Annotated in this window: 18 protein-coding genes; 13 read left to right on the top strand and 5 right to left on the bottom strand. The window is 64.1% G+C overall.

From position 1 onward, the window contains the following. Positions 1–105: 105 nt before the first annotated feature. The 4 genes from QAZ47_RS01645 to QAZ47_RS01630 form a co-directional block, all read right to left on the bottom strand. The gene (locus QAZ47_RS01645) at positions 106–1,134 is read right to left on the bottom strand and encodes a zinc-dependent alcohol dehydrogenase family protein (RefSeq protein WP_278205235.1); all 1,029 of its coding nucleotides are present in this window, start codon (positions 1,132–1,134) and stop codon (positions 106–108) included. A 12-nt stretch (positions 1,135–1,146) separates the two neighbouring features. Beyond that, a complete protein-coding gene (locus QAZ47_RS01640; RefSeq protein WP_278232281.1) occupies positions 1,147–2,943 on the bottom strand; it encodes a TRAP transporter large permease subunit in 1,797 nt (598 codons plus the stop codon). Continuing rightward, positions 2,940–3,545 carry a TRAP transporter small permease subunit gene (locus tag QAZ47_RS01635; RefSeq protein ID WP_278232280.1) on the bottom strand — a complete coding sequence of 202 codons (606 nt, stop codon included), beginning with the start codon at positions 3,543–3,545 and terminating at the stop codon, positions 2,940–2,942. The genes QAZ47_RS01640 and QAZ47_RS01635 overlap by 4 nt, the downstream gene beginning before the upstream one ends. Before the next feature lie 185 nt (positions 3,546–3,730). Then, complete coding sequence (locus QAZ47_RS01630) at positions 3,731–4,636, bottom strand: branched-chain amino acid ABC transporter permease (protein WP_278232279.1); 906 nt, start codon at positions 4,634–4,636, stop codon at positions 3,731–3,733. Positions 4,637–4,761: 125 nt separating this feature from the next. On the opposite strand from QAZ47_RS01630, the gene QAZ47_RS01625 reads away from it, so the two are divergent. From QAZ47_RS01625 to QAZ47_RS01570, 12 genes are all read left to right on the top strand, one after another. Then, positions 4,762–5,370 (top strand): CGNR zinc finger domain-containing protein, encoded by a 609-nt coding sequence (locus QAZ47_RS01625; protein ID WP_278075161.1) that lies wholly within the window; start codon positions 4,762–4,764, stop codon positions 5,368–5,370. Positions 5,371–5,458: 88 nt separating this feature from the next. After that, positions 5,459–5,992, top strand: a complete 534-nt coding sequence (locus tag QAZ47_RS01620) for a hypothetical protein (RefSeq protein ID WP_278075162.1) — start codon at positions 5,459–5,461, stop codon at positions 5,990–5,992. A gap of 329 nt (positions 5,993–6,321) precedes the next feature. Further along, a complete protein-coding gene (locus QAZ47_RS01615) occupies positions 6,322–6,492 on the top strand; it encodes a hypothetical protein (protein WP_278232278.1) in 171 nt (56 codons plus the stop codon). A gap of 172 nt (positions 6,493–6,664) precedes the next feature. Then, positions 6,665–10,138: an indolepyruvate ferredoxin oxidoreductase family protein gene (locus QAZ47_RS01610; protein ID WP_278232277.1), complete on the top strand. Its 3,474-nt coding sequence runs from the start codon at positions 6,665–6,667 to the stop codon at positions 10,136–10,138. 184 nt (positions 10,139–10,322) lie between these two features. Next, positions 10,323–12,638 (top strand): EAL domain-containing protein, encoded by a 2,316-nt coding sequence (locus QAZ47_RS01605; RefSeq protein ID WP_278205230.1) that lies wholly within the window; start codon positions 10,323–10,325, stop codon positions 12,636–12,638. Positions 12,639–13,061: 423 nt separating this feature from the next. Further along, positions 13,062–13,823, top strand: a complete 762-nt coding sequence (locus QAZ47_RS01600; protein WP_278232276.1) for a hypothetical protein — start codon at positions 13,062–13,064, stop codon at positions 13,821–13,823. Positions 13,824–13,968: 145 nt separating this feature from the next. Beyond that, positions 13,969–14,118 carry a DUF3096 domain-containing protein gene (locus QAZ47_RS01595; protein ID WP_082296269.1) on the top strand — a complete coding sequence of 50 codons (150 nt, stop codon included), beginning with the start codon at positions 13,969–13,971 and terminating at the stop codon, positions 14,116–14,118. Positions 14,119–14,273: 155 nt separating this feature from the next. Next, positions 14,274–14,498 carry an aa3-type cytochrome c oxidase subunit IV gene (locus tag QAZ47_RS01590; RefSeq protein ID WP_278205227.1) on the top strand — a complete coding sequence of 75 codons (225 nt, stop codon included), beginning with the start codon at positions 14,274–14,276 and terminating at the stop codon, positions 14,496–14,498. Between the two features lie 86 nt (positions 14,499–14,584). Next, positions 14,585–15,838, top strand: a complete 1,254-nt coding sequence (locus tag QAZ47_RS01585) for a Re/Si-specific NAD(P)(+) transhydrogenase subunit alpha (protein WP_278232275.1) — start codon at positions 14,585–14,587, stop codon at positions 15,836–15,838. Then, positions 15,838–16,260 carry a proton-translocating transhydrogenase family protein gene (locus QAZ47_RS01580; RefSeq protein WP_067003367.1) on the top strand — a complete coding sequence of 141 codons (423 nt, stop codon included), beginning with the start codon at positions 15,838–15,840 and terminating at the stop codon, positions 16,258–16,260. Before QAZ47_RS01585 ends, QAZ47_RS01580 begins: the two co-directional genes overlap by 1 nt. Position 16,261: 1 nt before the next feature. Continuing rightward, a complete protein-coding gene (locus QAZ47_RS01575) occupies positions 16,262–17,659 on the top strand; it encodes an NAD(P)(+) transhydrogenase (Re/Si-specific) subunit beta (RefSeq protein ID WP_278232274.1) in 1,398 nt (465 codons plus the stop codon). Positions 17,660–17,820: 161 nt separating this feature from the next. Beyond that, on the top strand, positions 17,821–18,054 hold the full coding sequence (locus tag QAZ47_RS01570; RefSeq protein WP_278232273.1) for a hypothetical protein: 234 nt from the start codon (positions 17,821–17,823) through the stop codon (positions 18,052–18,054). Positions 18,055–18,415: 361 nt separating this feature from the next. On the opposite strand, the gene gyrB is transcribed toward QAZ47_RS01570, so the two are convergent. Further along, complete coding sequence (gyrB, locus tag QAZ47_RS01565) at positions 18,416–20,887, bottom strand: DNA topoisomerase (ATP-hydrolyzing) subunit B (protein ID WP_278232272.1); 2,472 nt, start codon at positions 20,885–20,887, stop codon at positions 18,416–18,418. On the opposite strand from gyrB, the gene QAZ47_RS01560 reads away from it, so the two are divergent. Continuing rightward, complete coding sequence (locus QAZ47_RS01560) at positions 20,862–21,077, top strand: hypothetical protein (protein WP_278232271.1); 216 nt, start codon at positions 20,862–20,864, stop codon at positions 21,075–21,077. The two genes, gyrB and QAZ47_RS01560, sit on opposite strands and share 26 nt — an antisense overlap. Positions 21,078–21,161: the final 84 nt, after the last annotated feature.

Genomic DNA, 21,161 nt, shown 5'->3' with positions numbered 1-21,161 from the left:
CGGAGTGCCGTCGGCGCCAAGCTGGAGCACCCCTCATCCGTCGCCTTCGGCGACACCTTCTCCCACAAGGGGAGAAGGGAAGAACTGAGCGCAAAGGCCGGCCCCTCAGCCCCGGCCTGGCACCACCAGCACCTTGACCTCACCCGGGGCCGCGGGGTTCGAGATCACCTGCGGTGCCTCCTCGAGAGACACTTGCCTCGAAATCAGCTTGTCGACCTCTATCGCTCCCGACGCCACAAGGTCCGCGGCGCGCCGATGCGTGAAGGGGTTGATGAAGGAGCCGAGGACCTTCAACTCGCGGAACAGGATGTCGAAGGGCTCGAAGGCCACCTTCTCGCCTTGCGGCATAACGCCGACGATCACCACCGTGCCGCCGGCCTTGGCCAGCCGCATGGATTGCTGGACGGTATCGGGGACGCCCGCGCATTCGAGCACCACGTCGACACCGCCGGGCACCAGGCCGGTCTTCCCGGCGATGGCCTCGATGGGATCGACCGAGCTTGGGTCGACCGTTGCCGTTGCGCCGAGCTCCTCGGCAAGCGCCCGGCGCGAGGCCTGTCTGGTCGACAGAATGATGGTCGCAGCGCCGGCTAGCTTCGCCAATTGCACCGTGAGCAGGCCGATGACGCCGCCGCCGAGCACCACCACCGAGGCACCGGGTCTGATGGCGGCGAGGTCGACGCCATGCAGGCAGCAGGCCAGTGGCTCGCAGAAGGCGCCATGCGTCGGCTTGAGATCGGCGGGCAGAAGGAAGGCTTGGCTCTGCGGCATCACGACATAGTCGGCAAAGCCGCCGTCGCGGTGGATGCCGATGGCCCTGAGATTGCTGCACAGATTGACGCGGCCGGCGCGGCAATGGCTGCAGCGCCCGCAGGAAATGTTGGGGTCGCCGGTGACCCGGTCGCCGACGGCGATATCGGCAACGGCGTCTCCGACAGCCTCGACGATGCCGCAGAATTCGTGGCCGAGCGTCACCGGCGGCCTTGACGGGAACTCGCCATGGAAAAGGTGGCGGTCGGTGCCGCAGACGCCGCAGGCTTCGATCCGCACAAGAACATCCTCCGGCCCCGGCGCGGGTTTGTCGACCTCGCGAAGCGCGGTGCTGCCGATTGCTTCCAGCCGTACGGCTTTCATGACTTGGTCACCTCAATTGAAACTCGGCGGCTTCGAAAGGTCGGGCGCCGGCGCCGCCGGCTTGGTGGGTGCCGTGTCGCCGAAATTCGGCGGCTGTGACAGGTCGGGCGTGCCAGGCGCCGCGGGCGCCGAACCGCCATTGGCCGGCGCCGCGCCATTGTCCGCCGGCGGCGTGCCGAGCGGCGCCAGTCCCGGCATCTCCGGCAGCTTCAGGTCTATCGTGCTGGGTTCGACCGCGGCGCCCTTGTAGCGCATCACCATTTGCGGGAAGGCGATGGTGAGCCCGATCATGATCACCTGGATGCAGACGAAGGGCACCGCGCCCCAATAGATCTGGCCAGTGGTGACCGGCGCGATCTGCTTGCCGGTGATGCGGTCGAGATAGGGCACGCGCGCCGCCACCGAGCGCAGGTAGAACAACGCGAAGCCGAAGGGCGGATGCATGAAGCTGGTTTGCATGTTGACGCCGAGCAGCACGCCGAACCAGATCAGGTCGATGCCGAGCTTGTCGGCCGCCGGTGCCAGCAAGGGCACGATGATGAAGGCGAGCTCGAAGAAATCGAGGAAGAAGGCGAGCACGAAGACGAGGATGTTGACGCCGATCAGGAAGCCGGTCTCGCCGCCCGGCAGCGAGGTCAGCAGATGCTCGACCCAGATATGCCCGTTGACCCCGTAGAAGGTGAGCGAGAAGACGCGCGCGCCGATCAGGATGAACAGCACGAAGGAGGAGAGCCGCGTCGTCGAGGCCAGCGCCTGCTTGATGACGTCGAGCGTCAGTCGCCCTTTCAGCCCCGCCATGATGAGCGCGCCGACGGCGCCCATGGCGCCGCCCTCGGTCGGCGTCGCGATGCCGAGAAAGATGGTGCCGAGCACCAGGAAGATCAGCGCGAGCGGCGGGATCAGCACGATCACCACCTGCTGCGCCAGCTTCGACATCATGTTGATTCCGAGCCGCTGGTCGGCAACCGCCACGACGTAGATCACGATGACGCCGACGGTGGCGCCCAGTATGTCGGCATTGTCGCCATGGGCGGGCACCAGGTAGCGATAGGCCGCATAGGAGATCGCGACCGCGACCAGCAGGGCCACGATCAGCGAGATCACGCCGTGGCCGAGCGTGCGCGCCTCGATGGGCAGGGCCGGCATCGAGTTCGGCCGGATGATCGACATGATCAGGACGTAGGCCATATAGATACCCGTCAGCACCAGGCCGGGGATCAGCGCGCCGGCATACATGTCGCCGACCGAGCGTCCGAGCTGGTCGGCCAGCACGATCAGCACCAGCGAGGGCGGGATGATCTGGGCAAGCGTCCCGGACGCCGCGATAACGCCTGAGGCGAGCCGACGGTCGTAGCCGTAGCGCAGCATGATCGGCAGCGAGATCAGTCCCATGGCGATCACCGAAGCCGCCACCACGCCGGTGGTCGCCGCAAGCAGCGCGCCGACGAAGATCACCGCATAGGCAAGCCCGCCCCGGATCGGGCCGAACAGCTGGCCGACCGTGTCGAGCAGATCCTCGGCCATGCCGGATCGTTCCAGCACGATGCCCATGAAGGTGAAGAACGGAATGGCCAGCAGCGTGTCGTTCGACATCACCCTGGTGCCGTAGAAATTGTCGGGCAGCGCGTGCAGCAGCGGCCAGGCGAGGTTGATCGAACCGCCGGAATATGGCGAGAGCAGCACGCCGATGAAGAAGAACGACAGGCCGTTCGCGGCAAGCGAGAAGGCGACGGGGTAGCCGATCAAGAGGAAGATGATCAGCGATGCAAACATGATCGGCGCCATGTTCTGCGCGATGAACTCGATCATGAGCGCACCTCGCCGGACAGCGCCTTGGCTTCTTCCGCGAGCGCCTTCGCCTCGAGCTCGGCCTGCTCATGCGCCGATATGAAGGGATTGGGATCGTCCATGTCGCCGCGCATGATGGCGATCTTCTTGATGATCTCGGAAACGCCCTGCAACGCCAGCAGGAAGAAGCCGACGAGCAGGATGGCCTTGGCCGGCCAGACGATCAGGCCGCCGGCATTGGTCGACATCTCGCCGCTGTGGAAGGACAGCGAGACGTAAGGCACGAAATAGATCACCATCAGGACCACGAACGGCATCAGGAAGAAAAGGTGGCCGAAGAGGTCGATCCAGTGCTGCACGCGGCGGGAAAACATGCCGTAGACGATGTCGATGCGGATATGGTCGTTCTGCTTCAGCGTGTAGGCGGCCGCCAGCATGAAGGCCGCGCCGAACAGGTACCATTGCAGTTCGAGCCAGGCGTTGGAGGAGGTGTCCAACACCTTGCGGATGACGGCATTGCCGGCGCTCACCAGGATCGCAAGCAGGATCAGCCACGAGACCCAGCGGCCGATGAACTCGTTGATGCGGTCTATCGTCCTGGATAGAGCGAGCAGCCCTGCCATGCATTTCCTCCCTGATCATGCTGCGCGCCCGATTCCCCTCCGGTGTCGCGTCGCTTGGCCCAACGGTATGCAGTGCGTGGTCCGGCAGGTCAACATGACAAAGCACCGGCCGTGCGCCGATGCACCGTGCCGGGCGGCGAGTACCGCCGCCTCACGGAACGTCATGCAACCAAAGTCTGATGGTTTTAGGCGACCTTGGCCTGGTCGCGGCTGGCGCCGATCAGCACCAGCATGGCGACGAGGAAGAGGTATATCCAGCCTTCGCGCCATTCGATCGGGAAATAGCCGGCCCACAGCGATTCGGCCATGCCGAAGGCCGCGGCGCCGAGAGCCGCCTTGAGCGGCGACAGATAACCGCCGACCGCCGTCACGAACAGGATCTTGAGGCCATAGACGAGGCCGGTGCCGAAGCTGATGTTGCCGTAATAGAGGCCGGCGAGAACACCGGCAAAAGCCGCGCAGAAGCCGCCATAGAGCACCGCGCGGCGAAACACGGCGCGCACGTCGATGCCGCACATCGCGGCCGCCTTCGGATCGTCCGACACGGCCCGCCAGGCGCGGCCGAAGCGCGAATGCGAAAACGTCCAGGCCGCCAGCGCCACCACTGCTATCACCGCCGCGCAGTCCAAAAGCTGAATGACGGTGAGCGTCACCTTGAAGCCGGCCTCCTGGGCGAAGATGACGGGTTGGGCGAGCATCGGCGGCAGCCAGAGATCATGGGTGTCGGCGGCAATGCGGCTCGCTTCCGACAGGAACAGCAAGATGCCGAGCGTCGTCACCACGATGGCGTTGGGCGACCTGTCGGCCAGCCTTTCGAAGACGCTGCGCGACAGCACCTGGCTGATCAGCACGGCATAGAGCAGGGCGGCAACGATGCCGAGCGCGACCGAGGCGAACAGCGTCAGCCACAGCGCCTGGTAGCCGAAGGCAGCGGTCAGGATCATCGTGTGGCCGCAAAAGGCAAACAGCGCGCCATAGGCGAGGTTGGTGCGATGCAGGATGCCATTGGTCAACACATAGCCGAAGGCGAGCAAGGCATAGAGCGCGCCCGAATGCAGCCCGTTGAGCACCTGCTGGTAGAAATAGAGCATCGAGCATCCCTGCGGCGCTACGTCCTTTGGGACGCGCAAAGGACGCTGGAGCACTTTGATTTAGCGGCGAGCCTTGCATCAGGAATCTAACTTGTCAAATACGTTTTATCGGTTAGATTTCTCCCATGACGGTATCCTGGACCCCGCACCGCTTTACCGGCGGCATCCTTGCGCTCGACACGGCGAACACGGTCGTGCTGCGCAACGATCCGGAAAAGACTTTTGATCGTTTCGACGATCCCGCCGAGATCGCCCGCTTCGCCGAAGCGGCAAGCGGCTTCCGCGCCGCCGAGCTCGGCGGCCGGCGGCTGCAGGCGCCGGAACCGGGCGACATCGCCCCGGTCGTGCTGTCGATCCGCGAGGCGACTGACCGCCTGTTCCGCCATGCCATAACGAAAGGCGCGATCGCCGCCGGCCATCTGCCGGATTTCCTGACGGCCTGCGCCAGCGGCCTTTCCGGCAGCGCCACCGAGATCGGCGCGCCGGGCCAGCCGTTCGGCGATCCGGCGACGCCGATCGCCTTCGAGGCGGCCTTGGCCGTCTCGGCGCTTTCGCTGTTGCGAGACGACACCGTCGCGAGGCTCAGGATCTGTCCGAACTGCAGCTGGCTCTTCGTCGATCGCAGCCGCAACGCCAGCCGTCTCTGGTGCGACATGGCCGTCTGCGGCAACCGCCAGAAAGCGAACCGCTATTATCGCCGCCGCACGGCGGCCAGGGAGGTCACCAATGCTTAGAGCAATTCCAGGAAAAGTGCGTAACGGTTTTCCGTTCGGAACTGCGTCAGAACAAAGAGATAGAGCGGTTCCCCGTTTCCGTGAAACGGTGAAACGCTCTAGAAAATTCCGCTCGATCGCTCTCGGTGCGGCCCTGATTGCCGCAACGGCGCTCGGCGCCTGCCGCGACACCGGCAAGGAGCAGCTCTTCGCCATCTCCGGCAAGCTGTTCGAGTTCAATTACCGGCTCGGCATCGCCACCTATGTCGTCACGCTGAGGCCGCTGCGGCCCATGGCCGAGGGACAGGTTGCCGTGGTGAATTTCCAGAATCCGGCCGGCGGCGATCCGCTCATCGTCAACCAGAAGATCTGGCCGAAGCTTCCCCACATCACGCTCACCAGCCCGCCGCTCACCTGCGTGGTCAAGGACAAGCCCTATTCCGTCTCGATCCGCATCGAGGATTCGAGCGGCACGCTGCTGCAGAGCCTCGAGACGACCATGACCTCGACGGAGGATCAGACGATGCTGCCGGATCGGCCGCTGGTTATCGGGCCGAAATACGAGCTCAACCCGGACCTCGCCGGCCATCCCGACGGCAAGCTGCCCGACGAGCCGAAGCCGGATTGCTCGAAGGCGGCCTGAGCCCCTGGCACGAAATCTTTGACCGGTCGGCTATGTTTCCATCGGCAAGGTCGCATGCTTTTGCGATTGGCCGAACGCCCATCGCGATCGTCATCCTCGGGCGGAGCAAGGAGCGTAGCGACGCGGCGCAGACCCGAGGATCCATTCCGTGAAATACGAGCGTTGCAACGGTGCAGAATTCTGCTCCGCTGCACCCTTCGATCTAGGTAACGGCATGGATCCCAGGGTCTCCGCGACGGAGCTTACGCTCCTGCTTCGCCTTGGGATGACGAGGTTGGGGCGGCTTCAGCTATTCTCCAGCGCCTGCGTTGATTTCACGGAAACGAACGGTGAAAATCTCGCCTGCTGACCTGCCAGCAACCTTTCAAAATCCCCGTGTCGAGGGGCTTAAGCATGATCTCGAAAGGTGCGCAGCGATTTCTGCTTCGCCGGCCTTCGATACGGAAATGATCGTGCTCAAGCTGGAGGCGAGAGCCGCTCGAAATTTTCGTGCTTTGTGAGGCCTTTAGCTTCTTCTTAAATGCGCTGGGCAGTTTCACCCGGACCATTTGTTGCGTCCGCTCTGGCCTCTGCGATTTTGTTTGACCTCTCCGGCAAGGGAAGAAAGACTGCGGCCTCCCACTCCGACGTTGGCCGCCGATCCAAGGCGTGCCTCCGCAGAGGAAATGCCTGATGACGCTGCATGACGTCGCGCTCGACGACAAGTTCGACCTTGGCAAGGAGCGCGTTTTCCTTTCAGGGGCGCAGGCCGTCGTGCGCATGCTTCTTATGCAGCGCGAGCGCGACCGCCGCGCCGGCCTCAACACCGCCGGCTTCGTTTCCGGCTACCGCGGCTCGCCGCTCGGCGGCCTCGACATGCAACTCTGGAGGGCGAAGCGGCAGCTTGCGCAAGCCGATATCGTCTTCCAGCCGGGCCTCAACGAGGAACTGGCCGCCACCGCTTGCTGGGGCTCGCAGCAGACCGAGCTGCTCGGCGAGGGCACGCATGACGGCGTCTTCGCGGTCTGGTACGGAAAAGGTCCGGGCGTCGACCGCTCCGGCGACGTGTTCCGCCACGCCAACCTCGCCGGTTCGTCGAGGCATGGCGGGGTTCTCGCCCTGATGGGCGACGACCACATGGCCGAATCCTCGACCAACGCGCATGCCACCGAATTCCTGTTCGTCGACACCATGGTGCCGATCCTCAACCCGGCCGGGGTCCAGGAGATCATCGACTACGGCCTCTACGGCTTTGCCATGTCGCGCTTCGCCGGCACCTGGGCGGCGATCAAATGCGTCAAGGACAACATCGAATCGACGGCCTCGGTCGACGCCTCGATCGATCGGCTGAACATCGTCATTCCCGACTTCGACATGCCGCCCGGCGGCCTCAACATCCGCCACGAGATCGACATGCTCGGGCAGGAGGAGCGGCTGCATGAACACAAGCGCGCCGCGGCTTCAGCCTTCATACAGGCCAACGGACTGAACCGTATCGTCTATTCCGGCGGCCGCAATCCCAAGCTCGGCGTCATCACCATCGGCAAGAGCTATCTCGACGTCCGTCAGGCGCTGGAGGACATCGGCATCGATGAGCGGGCCGCCAACCGCATCGGCATCCGCCTGTTCAAGGTCGGCTGTCCCTGGCCGCTCGATTATCAGCATATCGCCGACTTCGCCCGTGGCCTCGACACCATCGTCGTCGTCGAGGAAAAGCGCTCGTTGATCGAGGTGCAGCTGCGCGAGAACCTTTACGGCTCCGCCATCCAGCCGGCTATCGTCGGCAAGAAGGACGAGCGCGGCGACTGGTTGTTTCCGGCCAAGGGCGCGCTCGACCCCAACGAGATCGCGATCGCGCTTGGCGAGCGGATCCTGCGCACCGTCGGCCCCTCGGAGGAGATCGCGGCCCGGGTGGCGAAGCTGCGCCAGTTCCAGGCGATGCTCGCCGACACCGTCGACATCGGCTCCCGGACGCCCTTCTTCTGTTCGGGCTGCCCGCACAATTCCTCGACCAAGGTGCCGGAGGGCTCGCTCGCCGCAGCCGGCATCGGCTGCCACTTCATGGCGCTATGGATGGACAGGAACACCGTCGGCTTCACCGCCATGGGCGGCGAGGGCGCGCAATGGGTCGGCCAGGCGCCGTTCTCCAAGCGCGGCCACATCTTCCAGAATCTCGGCGACGGCACCTACAACCATTCCGGAGCGCTGGCGATCCGCTTCGCGCTGTCCTCCGGCGCCAACATCACCTACAAGATCCTCTACAACGACGCGGTCGCCATGACCGGCGGCCAGCCGCATGAAGGCGGCCTGACGGTCGGCATGATCGCCAGGCAGGTGCGCGCCGAAGGCGTCGACCGCATCGCCGTCGTCACCGACGAGCCGGACAAATATGCCGGCAAGGCCGATTTCCCGGCCGGCGCCACCATCCATCACCGCGACGATCTCGACCTCGTCCAGCGCGAGTTGCGCGGGGTCAAGGGCGTCTCCGTTCTGCTTTACGACCAGACCTGCGCCGCCGAGAAGCGCCGCCGCCGCAAGCGCGGCACCTTCCCCGACCCCGACAAGCGCGTCTTCATCAACGAGCTGGTCTGCGAAGGCTGCGGCGATTGCGGCGTGCAGTCGAACTGCGTCTCGATCCAGCCGGTCGAAACCGAATTCGGCCGCAAGCGCCGCATCGACCAGTCGAGCTGCAACAAGGATTTTTCCTGCCTCAACGGCTTCTGCCCCTCTTTCGTGACGGTGCATGGCGGCAAGATCAGGAAGGCCGACGGCATTGCCAGCAAGAGCGATCCGCTGGACGGCGTGCCGTCGCCCGCCGAATTCCCGCTTGGCGACCAAGGCTGGGCTGCGATCATCGACGGCGTCGGCGGCACCGGCGTCGTGACCATCGGCGCGGTGCTCGGCATGGCCGCCCATATCGAGGGCAAGGGCTGCGGCATGATCGACATGGCGGGCCTCGCCCAGAAGGGCGGCTCGGTCTTCACCCATGTCCGCATTGCCGCGACGCCCGAGGACATCCACGCCATCCGCGTTTCGGCCGGCAAGGCCGATCTCGTGCTCGGCTGCGACCTCGTCGTTTCCGGCGCCAAGAAAGTGCTCGCCGCGGTGCGCGAGGGACACACTATGTTCCTGGCCAATACCGCCGAGATCATGCCTGGCGAATTCACGCGTTCGGCCGATTTTTCGCTGCCGGTCGAGCGGCTGAAGAAGGCGATCCGTGCCGCCGCCGGCGACGACAAGGCCCACTTCTTCGACGCCACCCGCACGGCGACCGCGCTGTTCGGCAATTCGCTCGGCGCCAACATGTTCATGCTCGGCTTCGCCTTCCAGCATGGCGGGCTGCCGCTGTCGGCAGAAGCTATTGAAAAGGCTATAGAATTGAACGGTGAAGCGGTGGCGATGAACATCGCTGCCTTCCGCTGGGGCCGTCGCGCCGCGCACCAGCCGGATTTCGTGCGCGGCCTGGTCGGCCGTACCGGCAAGCCGGCGTCCGCGCCCGCCGAAACGCTCGACGACATCATCGCCCGCCGCGTTGCCTTCCTCACCGCTTATCAGAACGCCGCCTATGGCAAGCGTTATGCCGACAGGATCGCCGCGCTGCGTGCCGCCGAGGCACGGGCGGTTCCCGGCTCGGCGGCTGTGACGGAGGCCGCCGCGAAAAACCTGTTCAAGCTGATGGCGATCAAGGACGAGTATGAGGTGGCGCGGCTCTACACCGACGGCGCCTTCGCCGCCGATCTCGCAAGGCAGTTCCAGAGCTACGAAAAGCTCGAATTCCACCTTGCGCCGCCAATTCTCGGCCGGCGCGGCTACGACGGCAAGCCGAGGAAATCGAGCTTCGGCCCGTGGATGATGAAGGCATTTCGCCTGTTATCGGCCATGAAAGGCCTGCGCGGCACGCCATTCGATCCGTTCGGCCATACCGCCGAACGGCGCGCCGAGCGAGGCTTGCTTGCGCAATACGAGGCGGATCTCGATCTGATCGCCGCGGCACTGGCGCCGGGCAGGATAGATGCCGCCGCAGCTCTCGCCTCCGTGCCGGCGCTCGTCCGCGGCTATGGCCATGTCCGGCAGGCCAGTGCCGCAAAGGCGGCGGAGGAGCGCTCCAGACTGCTCCCGCGGCTGACCCAAACCGTGCCGGCGCCGGTTCTCAGCGCCGCCGAGTGATTGTGCTGACGGCTTGCCTGAAGGGCTCGCCGATCTGCGCGTCGCCCGAATCTGTTTCGTCGCGACGCGCCTTTAGGGCCTCTTGCCTTGGCGGCCGGGGCGAAGCCGCTGCTTAAGCCATCCCTGTTCTAAGCCTTTCTTAAGGCGGTTGTGTCATGACAAGGCTTAGCGTTGGGCCGACCCTATGGGCAGAACAAAGACCGAAAGCATCCCCGCGGATGTTTATATCCAATTTGTGCGGTCGTTGTTCGACAACGCGCACATGTTGTTGATCGGTGGTGCGTGCTACTGGATCCTCGGATTCATGATTTATCTGCGCACGCACAATCCCTTGTTCCTGGCGTTTTCTTTTGCTCTGCTTTCCGTCAGCCTCATCCGTTACTTCGGCATTCGCAGCTTCCTGAAGACAGGCGGCGTGATTGCCGACGTCGAGCACGCGCAGCGGCTGGAGCGCAGCTACATCCTCAAGGGCTGCCTGCAGGGCCTCGGCCTGGGCGCGCTGTGCTTCGTATCGATCTACGTTTATCCCGATCCCTTCGCCGAGCTGGCGGCGATGTCGCTGACCCTGGCGACCCTGGTCACGGTTGTCGCCCGCAACTACGGCTCGCCGCGCATGGTGCGGATTTTCTCGGTGACCTTCATCGGCCCGGCCGCGCTTGCGCTCCTGCTGCGCATGGATGCGCCTTCCGTCGTCCTCGGCCTGATGATCATCCCGATGACGTTCATCACCATCACCGGCGCCGACCATGTCCGCAACGTGCTGTTCTCGGCGGTTATCGGCCACAAGCAGGCGAGAAACCTGACGCGCAGGTTCGACCGCGCGCTCAACACCATGTCGCACGGCCTCGTCATGCTCGGCCCGGACGGGCGCGTCGCGGTCGCCAATGCCGAGGCCGCCCATCTGATGTCGCTGAAATCGGCCGACGCGCTGCTCGGGCGCTCGATCCACGGCCTTCTGATGCGCGGCGTCGCCGGCGGCATGCTGGCGCCGAAGGACTGCCGCTATATCGAGGCGCAGCTCACGCGCGCCCTGCGCGAGGGCCGCGACCGCAAGGTGCTGGTTTCGCTCGCCAATGGCCAGCACTACGAATTCTCCGCGCGCGAAGGCAGCCAGGAACTCGGCGTCGTCACCTTCGAGGACGTCACGGCCCGCGTCGAGGCGGAGGAGAAGATCCGTTTCATGGCGCGCTACGACAACCTCACCGGCCTGCCGAATCGTGCCTATTTCCACGAACTGGCCGGCGAGGCCATGGCGTCCGGCGACCGTGACCGGCTCTGCGGCCTTGCGGTGCTCGATCTCGATGATTTCAAGAGCGTCAACGACACGCTCGGCCATCCGGTCGGCGACGGGCTGATCTATGCCGTGGCCGAGCGGCTGGCGGCGGTTGCCGGGCCCGGCATCAATGTCAGCCGCTTCGGTGGCGACGAGTTCATGATCTATTTCGACCGCATCGAGGATGAGAGCCATCTCGGCGGCTTACTCGACGAGATCTTCGCCGACTTGCAGGGCGAAGTCGACGTTGCCGGACACGGCCTGCGCATCCAGGCCAGCGGCGGCGCGGTGTTGTCCGTCGTCAAGGACACCGACGTCGATACCATGATCGTCAAGGCGGACCTCGCCCTCTACAAGGCCAAGGAACTCGGCAAGAACAGCTGGCGGCTGTTCGAGGCATCGATGGATGCCGCCTTCCGCAACCGCCAGCTGATGAAGGCCGATCTGCGCAGTGCCGTGCAGGCCAAGGAGCTGCGCGTCGTCTATCAGCCGATCGTGTCGATGAGCACCATGCGCATCGCCAGCTGCGAGGCGCTCTGCCGCTGGGATCATCCCGATCTCGGTCCGATCTCGCCGAGCATCTTCATTCCGCTGGCCGAGGAGATGGGCATCATCTCCGACATCAGCACCTTCGTGCTGCAGGCAGCCTGCGCCGAATGCGCCAAATGGCCGGCGCAGACCAGCGTTTCGATCAACCTCTCGGCCAAGGATTTCCGTAACCGCGACGTCGTGCAGAAGGTGCGCGATGCCCTGGCGGCATCGGGCCTCGCGCCGCACCGGCTCGAAATCGAGGTCACGGAGACCGCCTTGCTCGACGACAAATCGCTGACGCGCGAATTGATCGAAGAGCTGAAGACCCTGGGCGTCCGCATCGCGCTCGACGACTTCGGCACCGGCTATTCGAGCCTCAGCTATCTGCACAAGCTGCCGCTCGACAAGATCAAGATCGACCGTTCGTTCCTAATCGACGTAACCCAGAGCCCCCAGTCGCTCGACCTCTTGAAGGGTATCGTCGGCTTGACCCGGACACTGGGCCTTGTCGTCACCATCGAAGGGGTCGAGACCTTCGAGCAGCTGAAGATACTGGTGCGTTCGGTCAAACCGGACCTCGTGCAGGGTTTCCTCTTCGGCGCCGCGCTCAGCGCCTCCGGCATCGAGACGATGTCGAACGTCACCTGGCCATTCGCCGCGGACCTGCGTCTCGCCGCCAAGCGGACAGCCAGATAGCTGTAATCGCAAATCTTCGACGACCGATATTGATAGTGCGCGCTACTTGTACCGTGCAGCTATTTGCATGAGGGGGCGAGCCTCGAAGAAAGTTTGACTTTATATTTTGAAATAATTCTTGATAGATCGATCGAAACTCTTCTGATAGAAACTAAATGAAACCGTATATCTGCGGCATATTCGCTATTAAACTAGAAGTTGGACTCGATCATGTGCTTATCGCTGTCGAGCTGGCAGCGTCGCTCATAGCGAAGGTTAGCTTAGATCGGGGGCACCCAATCGCCTTTTCGGCGAACTTTATCAGCGGCAGCTCCCCCGCGATTGTTAAGGTTAACGAAGGGTAAATCAGCAGGATCGAATTTTCGGCTTGTGTCTCATTTCAACTCGAATAGCCTATTCATAGGCGGATACGAGGACTTGGGAATGGATGCTTCGGGAAACGATGCGCAGGTTGGCGCCGGCGCAAATGCTGGATCGGCGCTGAATCGTTCGATCATGCAGTTGCTGGAGCATGTCGATTATCGTCTCATCACGGGGGGCGAGGATCTGGAGGCGATCTACCGCCTTCGCTATCAATCCTACCTGCGCTCGGGCATGTGCGGTCCGATCGCCAGCGGAATGTTCGAGGATCGCTGGGACAACCTGCCGAATTCCTATCGGTTCGGCGTCTATTTCGACGGCCACTTGGTCAGCACGCTGCGGCTCCACTACATTTCGCGCGAACACCCCTATTCGCCGTCGGTCGACGCCTATCCGGAGATATTGACCGAGCGGCTTGCCCGCGGAGAGAGTTTCATTGACGGAACCCGCTTCGCAACCGATCCGGACAGCGCGCCCGCGCCCGGAGTCCTGCCTTTCCTGACGCTCAGGCTCGGCATGGTGGCCTCCTGTTACTTTGGTCAGACCGCAGTGCTCACGCCGGTCAAGGTCGAGCATTCCGCTTACTACGCCCGCATCTTCCATGCCATCCAGAGGACCGAGGGCAAGGTATTCCCGGGTGTCCTCGCGCCGATCGCCTTGTTCGAAATCCCCTGCGGCGAAAATCTGCGCCAGACGCTCGAACGCTTCCCGTTCTTCAAGTCGACGCCGGTGGAACAGCGGCTGATGTTTGCCAATCCGGCCATCAACCGGCTGACCCCCCTGTCCATCGTCCCGACGGCGAAATACTATCGCGACGCCGCCTGAAGGGGCGCTCTTCCACGTCCAGTGGACCTTTCCAACCGCTTCGCCGTTATCAATAGCGGCGTCGCGATCGAGTGTCGCTGCGGTCCCGCCCAACTGGCGTTTCGCCCGGGCTCATGTCGGGTTGTTCAAGGGAAGGAGTACGATCGTGACCATCCACTCGCTTGCGCTCACGCCCCTGATCTCGCTGATCGCCGGCATATTGATCCTGGTGATGCCGCGCCTGCTCAACTACATCGTCGCGCTCTATCTGATCGTCGTCGGCTTGCTCGGGCTGTTTCCGCACCTCGCCGGCTGAAGGTCGGTAACGCTCTCCGTCGCGGTGATAGCGCCCCGTTCCAATTTCAACTTTCATTTGAGGCTGTTGTCGCCGGCCGTGCGTCAATAGCGCCATTGCTCTTGCCCTGGCTTTTCGCTATGTGCCTCGAAGGCATTTTCGAAGGGGTATTCCTAATGGCTGATCACACGCCGACCGGTCCTGTCGAACTGGGTGCGCAGATGGACTATGCCGAGCATGATCGCACCTACAAGGCATTCCTCGCGCTCGCCAAATACGGTTCGCTCATCTGCGCCGCCCTGCTGCTGGCCATGGCCTTTGGCTTCTTCGCGGGTGGCTTCTTCTCGGCGACCATCCTGTTCATCCTGATCATGGCCGTCGGCTATTTCATTCTGCGTTAGTCTTTCCAAGCGATTGCGTTCGACGTCTCGCTGGAGGTCCCGGCCGAGGCCTTGCGCATCGAGGTTCCAGCCGAAAGGATCATGCGGTGGGGCAGACGGGTGAGCTTGATGCGAACGAGCCGCGTGTCGCGGCCTCGCCTGAGACGGTGAAACGGCTGGTGGGCTTGGGCTTCGAGGTGATCGTGGAGAAGGGCGCGGGCCTCGGCTCGCGCATCACCGATCAGGAGTTTGCCACGGCGGGTGCCGCGATCGGCAAGGCTGCCGACGCGCCGAAGGCCGATGTGGTGCTGAAAGTGCGCCGGCCGACCGATGCGGAGCTGAAGGGCTACAAGTCGGGCGCCGCCGTCATCGCCATCATGGATCCCTACGGCAATGACGCGGCGGTGGCTGCGATGGCCAAGGCCGGCATCACCGCCTTCTCGATGGAGTTCATGCCGCGCATCACCCGTGCGCAGGTGATGGACGTGCTCTCCTCGCAGGCCAATCTCGCCGGCTACCAGGCGGTGATCGATGCGGCCGCCGAATATGACCGCGTGCTGCCGATGATGATGACGGCGGCGGGCACCGTGCCGGCGGCCAAGGCCTTCATCATGGGCGTCGGCGTTGCCGGCCTGCAGGCGATCGCCACCGCGCGCCGCCTCGGCGCCGTCGTCACCGCCACCGACGTGCGTCCGGCGGTGAAGGAGCAGGTGCAGTCGCTCGGCGCGAAATTCCTCGCCGTCGAGGACGAGGAATTCAAGGCGGCCGAGACGGCCGGCGGCTACGCCAAGGAAATGTCGAAGGAATATCAGGCCAAGCAGGCGGCGCTCACGGCCGAGCACATCGCCAAGCAGGATATCGTCATCACCACGGCGCTGATTCCCGGTCGTCCGGCGCCGAAGCTGGTCTCGGCCGCCATGGTCGCCTCGATGAAGCCGGGCTCGGTGATCGTCGACCTCGCGGTCGAGCGCGGCGGCAATGTCGAGGGCGCGGTGCCCGGCAAGGTCGTGACGACGGACAACGGCGTCAAGATCGTCGGCCATCTCAACGTCCCGGGCCGCGTCGCGGCATCGGCCTCGCTGCTCTACGCCAAGAACCTCTACGCCTTCCTCGAGACGATGGTCGACAAGGCGGCGAAGCAGCTTGCCATCAAGCGCGACGACGAGCTGGTCAAGGCGACGATGCTGACCGACGCTGGCCAGGTCGTGCATCCCAATTTCGCCAAGGCCGCCGATGCGCCGCGCACCGAGCCGGCTGCGATCCCGGCCACGATCATGGTTGCCGGCGCTGGCGACACCAAACCGGCGCCCCGGAAAGCCAACAACAGGAAGGCCGCGGCCAATCCGAAGGGGAGCGCGTGATGGAACAGCTGCAGAAAGCCCTCGACCAGCTCGATCAGGCGACGGCCGCCGTCCGCCTTGCCGTGCAGGACCTCGCCAACGCGCCCGCCGGCGCCGAGGCTGCCGGCAACGCCGCACATGCGCTCTCTGGCGGCGCCATCGATCCCTTCGTCTTCCGCTTCGCCATCTTCGTACTGGCGATCTTCGTCGGCTATTATGTCGTGTGGTCGGTGACGCCGGCGCTGCATACGCCGCTGATGGCCGTCACCAACGCCATCTCCTCGGTCATCGTCGTCGGCGCGCTGCTCGCCGTCGGCATCGCGGCCTCCGGCCTTGCCGCGGGCTTCGGCTTCATCGCCCTGGTCCTGGTCTCGGTCAACATTTTCGGCGGCTTCCTCGTAACCCAGCGCATGCTCGCCATGTACAAGAAGAAGGAAAAGTGACGTGACCGTCAATCTCGCTTCCTTCCTCTATCTGGTCTCCGGCATCCTGTTCATCCTGGCGCTGCGCGGCCTGTCGCACCCGACCACCAGCCGGCAGGGCAATCTCTACGGCATGATCGGCATGGGCATTGCTCTTTGCACCACGCTGGCGCTGGCGCTGCCCTCGGCGGGCCGCTTCGGCCTGATCGTGCTGGGGCTAGCCATCGGTGGCGGCGTCGGCGCCTATGTGGCGCGGCGCATCGCCATGACCTCGATGCCGCAGCTGGTCGCCGCCTTCCACTCGCTCGTCGGCTTCGCCGCCGTCATGGTGGCGGCAGCCGCCATCTACGCGCCGGAAAGCTTCGGCATCGGCACGGCGGGCGACATCCACGCCCAGGCGCTCATCGAGATGAGCCTCGGTGTGGCCATCGGCGCCATCACCTTCACCGGCTCGGTTATCGCCTTCCTGAAGCTCGACGGCCGCATGTCCGGCAAGCCGATCATGATCGGCGGCCGCCACATGATCAACATCGCGCTGGGTTTTGCCCTGGTGGTGCTGATCGTGCTGCTCGTGACCACCGAATCCAAGCTTGTCTTCTGGCTCATCGTCGCCGCCTCGCTGGTGCTCGGCGTGCTCCTGATCATCCCGATCGGCGGCGCCGACATGCCGGTCGTGGTATCGATGCTGAATTCCTATTCCGGCTGGGCGGCTGCCGCGCTGGGCTTCACCCTCGGCAACCTGGCGCTGATCATCACCGGCGCGCTGGTCGGCTCGTCCGGTGCGATCCTGTCCTACATCATGTGCAAGGGCATGAATCGCTCCTTCATCTCCGTCATCCTCGGCGGCTTCGGCGGCGAGACCGCCGCGGCGGCCAGCGACGGCATCGAGCGCACCGTTAAGCAGGGCTCGGCCGACGACGCGGCTTACCTGATGATGAACGCGCAGAAGGTCATCATCGTGCCGGGCTACGGCATGGCGGTCGCCCAGGCGCAGCACGCGCTGCGCGAGATGGCCGACAAGCTCAAGGCCAACGGCGTCGAGGTCAAATACGCGATCCACCCGGTGGCCGGGCGCATGCCCGGCCACATGAACGTGCTCTTGGCCGAAGCCAACGTGCCCTATGACGAGGTGTTCGAGCTCGAGGACATCAACTCCGAATTCGCGCAGGCCGACGTCGCCTATGTCATCGGCGCCAACGACGTCACCAACCCGTCCGCGCGCGACGACAAGTCCTCGCCGATCTACGGCATGCCGATCCTCGACGTCGACAAGGCCCGCACCTGCCTGTTCGTCAAGCGCTCGCTCGGCTCCGGCTATGCCGGCATCGACAACACGCTGTTCTACAAGGACGGCACCATGATGCTGCTCGGCGACGCCAAGAAGATGACCGAGGAAATCGTCAAGGCGTTTGACCACTGAGCCGGTCGCCAGCCAGTACATCCGCACAAGGCCCGGCTTTACGCCGGGTTTTTTGCGGTTGGAGCTCGCGCCGCTCGCTACTAGATTTAGCCTCTCGCAGGTGGCCTGTTCAATTCATCCCGGTAGCGAATGACCTCGACGAGGAAGCGCTTGATCAGGCGTTGGACATCGATTTTGTCACCGAACCCGATGAGCAAGGCGTACCAACCAGGGTTCTTCGCGCCGAGCATATCATCGCGACGGCATTGAAGTTGGGACGCCCCAAGGATCACATGCGGATGGCTGCTTTTGTCGAGAACCAGGCCTATGACGGCGATGCGCTGGACGATGTCCTGATCCGCCACGGGCTCAAGGAAAAGTGGATCGAAGTTGGCAAACAATGGGGGTGGTGGTAAATCTCGGTAATGGCAGAGACCAAAAGAGCATATCCAGATATTTCCGATATCCTCGCTCGAAAGACAGCGGGACGTCGCGAATTGGCTGGGCTTACCTTCGGGCAGAAAGTCGCGAGAATGGAAGCTCTGCGCGAAAGGCTCGCTCCGTTGAAAAGGCTGCGCCAGGAGCGCCGGGCACAAAGTCATGCAGACGTCGAAAAATCCGGGGTCGAATAACTTCCCCGCTACGCCTGGCACGGTACCGCTAGCGCCAGCGCTTGGCGTTGTTCCGCGGAGAGGTCGCGCGCTCGGAGGTTACGCAACCTTCAGATCGTGAACTTCTTTACGCCGAGCGAACGTCTGAGTCTTGGAGCAACGAGGCTCAAATATCCAGGTTGGCCACCGACAGCGCATTGTCCTGGATGAACTCGCGCCGCGGCTCCACCTCGTCGCCCATCAGCCGCGAGAACAGCGAGTCGGCGTCCGTCGCGTCCGCCACCTTGACCTGCAGCAGCGAGCGCACATTCGGGTCGAGCGTGGTTTCCCAGAGCTGTTCGGCATTCATCTCGCCGAGGCCCTTGTAGCGCTGCATGGTGAGCCCCTTGCGGCCGGTGGCGAACACAGCGTTGAGCAGTGTCAGGGGTCCTGAAATGGTCTCGGCGGCGTCCTTGCGGCGCAGCGTCGGCTGCTCGCCATAGACCTCCGCCAGCCGCGGCGCGTAGCGGTCGAGCTGGCGCGCATCGGCCGAATTGATCAGCCCGGCATCGAGCTGGACCGCATCCTTGACGCCGCGCACGGTGCGCTCGAACACATAGCCGCCCGAGCCGTCATTGGAGGTCGAAAGCCGCCCGGTCCAGCCGCGCTCGGTCTCCTCGGCGATCATGTCGAGCCGCTTGGCGACGCGTTCGGCCATCGCGGTAGCGCGGCCGAGATCGGCAAGCACGTCGGCGTTGAGCGCGCCGGCGATCGCCGCCTGCTCGACGACGTCGCGGTTGTAGCGCGTGTGCAGCCCGTTGATCAGGTGCCGCACCGCCAGCGCGTCGTCGACGGCGCTGCGCAGGTCCTGCCCGGTGCGCACTTCGCCGGAGCCGAGCGTCAGCGACGTCTCTTCCAGCCCGGAATCGATCAGATATTCCTCATAGGCGCCTTCGTCCTTGAGGTATTGCGAGCTCTTGCCCCGTGTCACTTTGTAGAGCGGCGGCTGGGCGATGTAGAGATGGCCGCGCTCGATCAGTTCCGGCATCTGCCGGAAGAAGAAGGTGAGCAGCAGCGTGCGGATATGGGCGCCGTCGACGTCCGCGTCCGTCATCAGGATGATCTTGTGGTAGCGCAGCTTGTCGGCATTGAACTCGTCCTTGCCGATCGAGGTGCCGAGCGCGGTGATCAGCGTGCCGATCATGTCGGAGCTGAGCATGCGGTCGAAGCGCGCGCGCTCGACGTTCAGGATCTTGCCGCGCAGCGGCAGGATGGCCTGGTTCTGGCGCGAGCGCCCGCCCTTGGCCGAGCCGCCGGCCGAGTCGCCCTCGACGATGAAGATTTCCGACTTGGCCGGATCGCGTTCCTGGCAGTCGGCGAGCTTGCCCGGCAGCGAGGTGACGCCGAGCGTGCTCTTGCGGGTGATGTCGCGCGCCTTGCGCGCGGCTTCGCGCGCGGCGGCCGCCTGGATCACCTTCTCGACCACCACCTTGCCTTCGGTCGGATGCTCTTCCAGCCAGGTGCCGAGCGCCTCGTTGACCAGGCTCTCCACCACCGGCCGGACTTCCGATGAGACCAGCTTGTCCTTGGTCTGCGAGGAGAATTTCGGGTCCGGGACCTTGACCGACAGAACGGCGGTCAGGCCTTCGCGGCAGTCGTCGCCGGTGAGCGATACCTTTTCCTTCTTGGTCTGGCCGGAAGACTCGCCATAACCGGTGATCTGCCGGGTCAGCGCGGCGCGGAAGCCGGCCAGATGCGTGCCGCCGTCGCGCTGTGGGATGTTGTTGGTGAAGGCCAGCACATTCTCGTGGTAGCTGTCGTTCCACCACATCGCCACCTCGACGGTGATGCCGTCGCGCTCGGCGCGGATCGCGATCGGCTTTTCGATCAGCGGCTTCTTGACCCGGTCGAGATATTTCACGAACTCCTCGAGGCCGCCGTCATAGTGCAGCTCATGGCGCACGAGGTCGGCGTGGCGGGCGTCGGTCAGCACGATGCGCACGCCCGAATTGAGGAAGGCGAGCTCGCGCAGCCGGTGCTCCAGCGTGTTGTAGTCGAACTCGACCATGGTGAAGGTCTCGGCCGACGGGAAGAAGGTGATCTCGCTGCCGCTGCGGCCCTCATAGGTGCCCGGTCGCTTCTCCTGCTCGTAGCTGCCGGTCACCTTCAGCGGGGCGTCGGCATTGCCGTGCGTGAAGCTCATCTCGAAGATCTCGCCATTGCGGCGGATCTTGAGCCTCAGCCATGCCGACAGCGCATTGACGACCGAGACGCCGACGCCGTGCAGGCCGCCGGACACCTTGTAGGAGTTCTGGTCGAATTTGCCGCCGGCATGCAGCTGCGTCATGATGACTTCGGCCGCCGAAACACCCTCGCTGGGGTGGATGTCGGTCGGAATCCCGCGGCCATTGTCGATCACCGTCACCGAGCCGTCGGGGTTGAGCGTCACCGAGACGAGGTCGGCGTGCCCGGCCAGCGCCTCGTCGATGGCGTTGTCCACCACCTCATAGACCATGTGATGCAGGCCCGAGCCGTCATCGGTGTCGCCGATATACATGCCCGGCCGCTTGCGGACAGCATCCAACCCCTTCAAAACCTTGATGGAATCGGCGCCGTACTCGGCTTCCGCGCCAATGGCGCTTTCGGTCTGGTCGCTCATGAAAACCTGTTTGATTGATGCTGCTGATCCGGCGCGGGAAAATGGCCCCGAATCGCGCCGTTTTGATGTCCTAGATATAGGCGCAAATGGCCGTTTTTCCAAGGTTTACGGGCATTTTGCCGGCTTCGCGGCAAGCAGGATCGAGATTGCTTTCGCCGGCCTTGCGGCGCGTTCGACGGAGAAGCCATAAAAACGCGCGGATGCTGGCAAAAGTCTGCGCAAAAGGGCTGCCGTCCGGTCACATGGACGCCCGCCTTGCCGCGCATTACATTTG

Origin of the sequence: Mesorhizobium sp. WSM4904, from assembly GCF_029674545.1 — a bacterium.
Classification (GTDB): Bacteria; Pseudomonadota; Alphaproteobacteria; order Rhizobiales; family Rhizobiaceae; genus Mesorhizobium.
Note: the sequence above shows the minus strand (reverse complement) of the source record. Positions and strands in the feature narration are given on the sequence as shown.